4 protein-coding genes are annotated in these 6,178 nt (G+C 68.3%); all 4 read left to right on the top strand.

The window, feature by feature from the left end:
* The first annotated feature begins 165 nt into the window (after nt 1–165).
* The 4 genes from ACZ60B_RS42425 to ACZ60B_RS42410 all read left to right on the top strand — a co-directional run bounded on the left by ACZ60B_RS42425 (nt 166) and on the right by ACZ60B_RS42410 (nt 5,958).
* Nucleotides 166–483 carry an Imm51 family immunity protein gene (locus tag ACZ60B_RS42425; RefSeq protein WP_469397305.1) on the top strand — a complete coding sequence of 106 codons (318 nt, stop codon included), beginning with the start codon at nt 166–168 and terminating at the stop codon, nt 481–483.
* 166 nt (nt 484–649) lie between these two features.
* Nucleotides 650–1,312 (top strand): hypothetical protein, encoded by a 663-nt coding sequence (locus ACZ60B_RS42420; RefSeq protein WP_469397302.1) that lies wholly within the window; start codon nt 650–652, stop codon nt 1,310–1,312.
* Nucleotides 1,313–1,321: 9 nt separating this feature from the next.
* Nucleotides 1,322–2,023, top strand: coding sequence for a hypothetical protein (locus ACZ60B_RS42415; RefSeq protein WP_469397299.1), 702 nt, complete (start codon nt 1,322–1,324; stop codon nt 2,021–2,023).
* Nucleotides 2,024–2,454: 431 nt separating this feature from the next.
* A complete protein-coding gene (locus ACZ60B_RS42410; protein WP_469397295.1) occupies nt 2,455–5,958 on the top strand; it encodes a phosphorylase family protein in 3,504 nt (1,167 codons plus the stop codon).
* Nucleotides 5,959–6,178 lie beyond the last annotated feature (220 nt).

The following is a 6,178-nucleotide window of genomic DNA, read 5'->3' as shown; positions in this document are numbered from 1 at the left end:
CTGGAACGAGCACCCCCGGCCCTTCGCATGGACCAAGACCGCCGACGAGATCCTCGACAAAGTCGCAGCCTACTGCCGACGAATCTCTGACTCAGGTCACTAGGCGCGGACGAGCAGTTTGAATGGGCTGGGCAGTCTGTGTGCCGGGGGTGGGAAGATCGCGGCGTGACTGTCACCCTGCATGACTTTGATGGTGAGCACTCGCTGACGCTCGATGCCGGCGACCTGGCCGCTGATGCGGCAGTGGTTGCCGCCGGACACGAGCCGAACGGGTACTTCTGGGAAGGCCTTGTGCAGTTCGCCTGGCCGGATCTTGCTGAGCGCTTCGATTTTGACAGCGAGGGCGGTATGTTCTGTGCGCTTGGGAGCTTGAGTGACCTCACGCAGCTCAAGACTGCCCTTGAGCCCGTGATCTCGAGCCCCAGCGTGGTTCGCGAGCTTGTTGCCCGTGCGGAGACGGCAGGCTTCGAGTTCGACGACTGATGCTGTGCCCAGCAGGTCTGCCGGTTCAGGCCGCAAGCTGGAGAGACCTGCCGTGGTCAAGGGACATGGGAAGAAGCAGCGCGCGAAGAACCGCTCGCGTCGGACTGGGGCCGCGCACGCGTCGGCGGCCGCGAAATCCACATACACGCACACCCCGTTGCCGGACATGGCGATCCTCACCGGATTCCCGTTCCTGGCCGGGGAGGACGTCGACACCGATCTCGCAGCCCGGCTCGTGGCCGCCTGCCGACCGTGCCAGAAGACCATGACGGCAAAGCTCGTCAAGGGCCACCAGCCGACCCTCGCCGCCATGGCGGCGGCCGTCTACGGCGTGCTGCCCCTGCCGCCCGGGACCTTTGCTTCGCCCACCACCAGGTCGTGGGAGCCCCTAGCGAAGGCGGCCATGAGCGACCAGGACGCGGGGACCGAGGCACTGGCCTCGGTTATGACGATGAATGACGAGGCTGCCGCCGAGCTCCTGGATGACGCGCTCGGCCACTGGGCCGCAGGCGCGGCCACCCCGGAGCAGGTCGCCGGCATCGTCACGACGGTCGGGCCGGACGGGCCCGCGCACTTCCACACCCAGCCCGACATCGGGCTCATGGAGGGCATGCTGCCGTACGTGCAGGGCTGGGAGTTCGACGCCGACTTGGCGACCACAGTGGTCAGCGCAGTCTGGGCCGGATGCGGGGCGTGCCGCAGGAAGCTCGCTCCCCAGATTGTTGCCAGCCGGGCCACCCTTGTCGGACTGGCCGGCGCGGTCTTCCTGACGCCGGCGGGTGAGCCCGTGCAGGAGAGGGCCGTGGCCGGTCCGGCCGCCCGGACATAGATCGAACAGGTGCGCGGCAAGTTCTTCAGTAACGACGCCCAGGCGGTCCTGTGGGCCGTCGGCGAGCTGAGCGAGGACGACGCCGCGGACCTGCTGCGCGAGGCGCTCGATGTCTGGGCCGCCTCCGATGAGGCGCGGGCCGCCGCCATCGGGCTCGGTGACCTCATGGAAACACCCCCGAGGCAGCGGCCGGCTGACCCGACGGCCGCCTTTCGGGAAGCGGGAATCGAGGTTGTCAGCGTGGACGACCTGGACCTGCCCAAGGACGTTGACTACTACTACCTGGCCCCGAACTACGGGGTAGTCCTGATGCAGACGTCCACGCCCGACGGGCGGCCCCTGCCGATGCTCGTGCTCTACCCGGAGACCGAGGGTGCCGGGATCGAGGACCTGAAGCGGCGCACTGACTGGGAGCACTGGGGTTTGCATGGGATGCCGGAGACGGACCCGCGTTGGCGAGTACGCGCCCGGATCTCCGACCGGTCCCTGCAAGGGCTGGTGCACATCGGCCCGAACGGCGAGGACGACCACGAGCTGTGGCGGGCCGCCGAGTCCGTCAGCCTGCCGACAGCAGCATGGAGCCTGCTCGACACCGCACAGCACATGCTGATCGCCGGGCCGGTCAAGAATGCCGACATCCCGGGTGCCCTCCAGGCTGCGGGCGACGCGGGTGAACTCCTGGCCGTCGTTGCCCGCGTGGGCTTCCACTGATGACCGCCCGCGTCCGCCAGAAGTCCGACGAACATCCCGGCGTGGCAATGACCGTGGAGGCGTACGGGGCGCTGCGCGCGTCGGCCGTCCTATGGGCCGGAACCGCCGTGCTGATCACCAACCAGCGTGGTCAGGTCGAGGCCGTCCTCCCCGTCACGGCCCGGGTACGGTCGGGCGACCTGGCCATGCTGTTCTGTCAGACGCCTCGCCGACCCCGCTACGAGAACTCGCGCAACGGATACGGAAGGAGACGGCTTCCTGGAGCTCGAACGCGCCGGAAACCCGATACCCGGGGCCGCAAAGCCGGTAATGTGCACAAATCGCAGGCTCCCCGTCCGCGGGTCCGGGGGTCCGGGGTCCTAGGACCCTCTGCCGTGAATTCCGGCAGTCCCGGACTCTTGGCTCGTACATGCCGAGGTGGGTGGTGACAAGTGGACGACGTGAAGCGCCCCACCGCCGTCGTCCTCACCGCACTGCCGTTGGAGTACCAGGCGGTCCGTACCCACCTCACGGACATCGAGAAGCTCGTACACCACCCCTCGGGCACACGCGCCGAACGCGGCCGCCTCCCCGGGACCCGCTGGCACATCGCTCTCACGGAGACGGGGGAGGGGTCCCTGACCGCCGCCGCCGTCACCGAGCGCGTCCACACCTGGCTCCAGCCGGAGGCGCTCTTCTTCGTCGGTGTGGCGGGCGGGCTGAAGGACGACATCAGAATCGGTGATGTCGTGGTCGCCACCAAGGTGTATGGCGTCCACGGCGGCAAGCAGACCTCCGAAGGTCTTCGCGTACGCCCCGAGGTCTGGCGCTCATCCCACCGCCTCGAACAGGCCGCCCGCCATGCTCTGCGCGGACAGGCTCACTTCAAACCGATCGCGGTCGGTGATGTCGTGCTCGCCGACGCACAGTCCGCTCTCGCACGCCACATCCATGAGAACTACAACGACGCCGTCGCCTACGAGATGGAGGGGGCCGGAGTCGCCCACGCCGCCCACCTCACCGGCAGGCTGGATGCTCTGGTCGTCCGGGGCATCAGCGACAAGGCCGACGCACACAAACATGAACGGGACGCGGAGGGATCCCAGCCAAGGGCCGCGATGAATGCCGCCGCGGCCGCCGTCGCCGTAATCCGTGAACTGGCGGCGACCGAGTTGCCCGACAACGGCCGCCTGACCGAGTACCTGAAAGCCGCTCGTAGCGCCGCTCGGCGTCACCCCTATCCGCTCATCGTCGACATTCCCGAAGAAGAACGGCGGCTCGCCCTCATCTACCAAGGCCTGCAGGCCACTCCGCAGCATGGTCCCAGGCTCGACGGCCGTGGTGAGAGGACTGGCACACCTGGCAGCGACGGAGGACCGTCGGCCGCCGAGGCAATCCTGACCGGCGAGCGGACGGTCGTCGTGGTCGCCGGGCCGGGCGGCGGGAAGTCCAGTCTGCTGCGCACCTGCCTCGACCAGGGGGCCGCTCGTTGGCTGACGGGGTACGGCGAAGGCGTGGTACCGGTGCTGATTCGCGCCACGGCCCTGGACGGGCAACTCTCCGAGGCCCTCGCGGCAGCCGTGAACAAAGAGCTCGCGGCGGATCTGGGCGAAGAATCCCTGCCCCCAGCGTTCTTCGCGAACCCGCCGCGCCCTGGCGTCCGCTGGCTGGTGCTGGTCGACGGCCTGGACGAGATCCCCGACACGGAGGGGCGGCGCCGGATCCTGCGACTCATCGCCGCCACCGCCAAGGGCGCACGCGCCGACCTGTACCGGTTCGTTGTTGCCACCCGTCCCCTGCCCGGGGCTGAACTCGGCGTCCTCGGGCCCGAAGTGCCCCGGTACGACCTTCGGCCTTTCCGCCGCGATGACCTGCAGCAGGTCGCCTCCCGTTGGTTCGTCCTGCTCAAGCTGCCCGACGCCGAGGCGCAAGCCCGGCAGTTGACCCAGAAACTCGAACAGGGCCGGCTGACCGAACTGGCTCGCATCCCGCTCATGGCCTCCCTGCTCTGTCAGTTCCACATCCTCAAACCTGATCAGCCGCTCCCCAAGGACCGCAGCGGCATCTACGGCAAGTTCGTCGAGCAGCTTTACAAACAGAACGTCCACAAACAGGTGGGGGAAATCCAGGGGCGAGCCGTCGCCGACCTGACAAGGATCTTCCAGGTTCCCCAGGAGAGTGAGGCCGTCAGAGAGGCGGCGGTGGCGGTACAGAACAGCCTGGAGAAGCTGATCGAGTACCTAGCCCATCATCGAGCCTCCGGGGCGGGCGGTCGCGCGGTCGAGGTGCTGGCCACGCATCCGCTTGCTCGATGCCCCGCAAACGTGGGACCGGCGCACTGGAACCGCTTCCTGGAAAGTCTCCTGCACACGACCGGGCTGTTGGTCGAGGACGGGGGTGACTGCTCCTTCCTCCATCAGACTTTTCAGGAATTCCTCGCCGTCCGCTACCTGACGCGTGACGCTCGTGCCGCAGCCCGAGCGCTCCACAAGACCTTCCATCAACCCGTACACGACGGGCTTCTCACCAGGTCCCCTGCCCTGAGCCTGAGGCTTTGCCTGGGCAAGTACTGGCACGCTCCGTCACAGAACGATTCCTACGTCGGATTCCTCATCGATGCCACGCAAAAGGACAACCTCGAGCTCTGCACCCGATATCTGACTCGCCTGGCCTCCCCCCGCGCGGTCGGGCCCGGCCACGGCTTCCTTGCCGAACAGGCCCAACTCGGCACCCGGCTCCCCTCGCCCGTCCTGCACACTGTCGGCCAAGTGCTGTACGCCCTGGCCACCGACACCCCCTCCCACGGGCCGCAGACCTCCTCCGGCAACGAACTCCGCGTCCAAGGAGCTGAGCAGCTGGCCCAGTTAGGCGACCCCCGCGCCGCCGATGTGCTGCATGGTCTGGCCACCGACACCACCTTCCGCGGCAACGACCGGGTGAAAGCCGCGATGGCCCTGGCCGGGCTGGGCCCCCGCGGAGCCGATCTGCTGCTTTCCCTGGTCACCGACACCACGCTTGACGACCGTGCTCGCGTTCAGGCCGCAAAGGCGCTTGCAGGGCTCGGTGACGCCCGTGCCGTCGATCTGCTGCTCGCCCTGGCCACCGACCATCCCGCTGTCGACGGCTCGTCACGTGTGTACTGGGCCGTGCCGCTGGCCGAGCTGGAGGACACTCGTGCGGCCGACGTGCTGCACGCCCTGGCCACCGACACCGCACTCGAGAGCAGCTCGCGCGCACTGGCCGCCAGGACCCTCGCCGAGGTGGGTGACCCTCGCACAGGCGACTTGCTGCATTCCCTGTCCGCCGACCTGTCGCTCGAAGGCGACCAGCGCGTGCGAACCGCCGACAGTCTGGCCGAGCTGGGCGATCGACGCGCCCCTGACCTGTACGCCATGCTTGCCACCGACACCACACTCGACAGTGACCCGCGCGTGCGCGCTGTCGACAGGCTGGCCGAGCTGGGCGACCGGCGCGCCGGTGACCTGTACGTCACGCTCGCCACCGACACCACACTCGACTGCAGCTCCCGCGCAGGGGCCGCTCACCGGCTGGCCGGTCGGAAAGACGCGCGTACTGCCGAGGTGCTGCACTTCCTGGCCATGGACACCACGATGTGCGGCGACCATCGCGCGGCGGCCGCAATCGGTCTGTCCGGTGCGGGGGATGCTCGCGCAGCCGACCTGCTGTGTGCCAGAGTCACCGACACCACCGTCTCGAACCTCCAGCGACTGGCGGCCGCAAGCGCGCTGTCCGGGCTGGGCGACGTCCGTGCCGCCGACCTGTTGTACGCCCTGGCCACCGACACCACGGTCGAAAGTGGTTTGCGCCGGTGGGCCGTCCTAGAGCTCGAAGTGCTCGACGATCCCCGCGCCATCGCTGCGCGGAGACGGATCGGATCTCACGGTTCGGGTGGACGGCGTATCAGATTCAGCCGCCGGGGCCGCGCGGACGGATGAGTCAGCGGCTCGATCACGAGGCTGCCACCCATTGCCGGCACCCTCCAAGACCGCCGTGCTGCTGGGCTGCTGCGCAGACCGGCAGCGGGGAGGTGCGCAATCGAATGCGGGTCCGTCAAACGAGCGGCCCTGTCTCACATTCGGTGGTGACAGGCAGTCACGAGAGTCGTTGATGCTCGCATGAAGGATGTCAACGAGCTTGTGAGATGGTGTTTTTGGG

It is taken from the genome of Streptomyces sp. NPDC104096, assembly GCF_055584385.1.
The sequence above is the reverse complement of the archived record's forward strand: the minus strand, read 5'-3'. Positions and strand labels throughout refer to the sequence as shown.

Coding starts and splice junctions, on each gene's coding strand:
- ACZ60B_RS42420 (WP_469397302.1), top strand. CDS start 650: ATGGCGATCCTCACCGGATTCCCGTTCCTGGCCGGGGAGGACGTCGAC.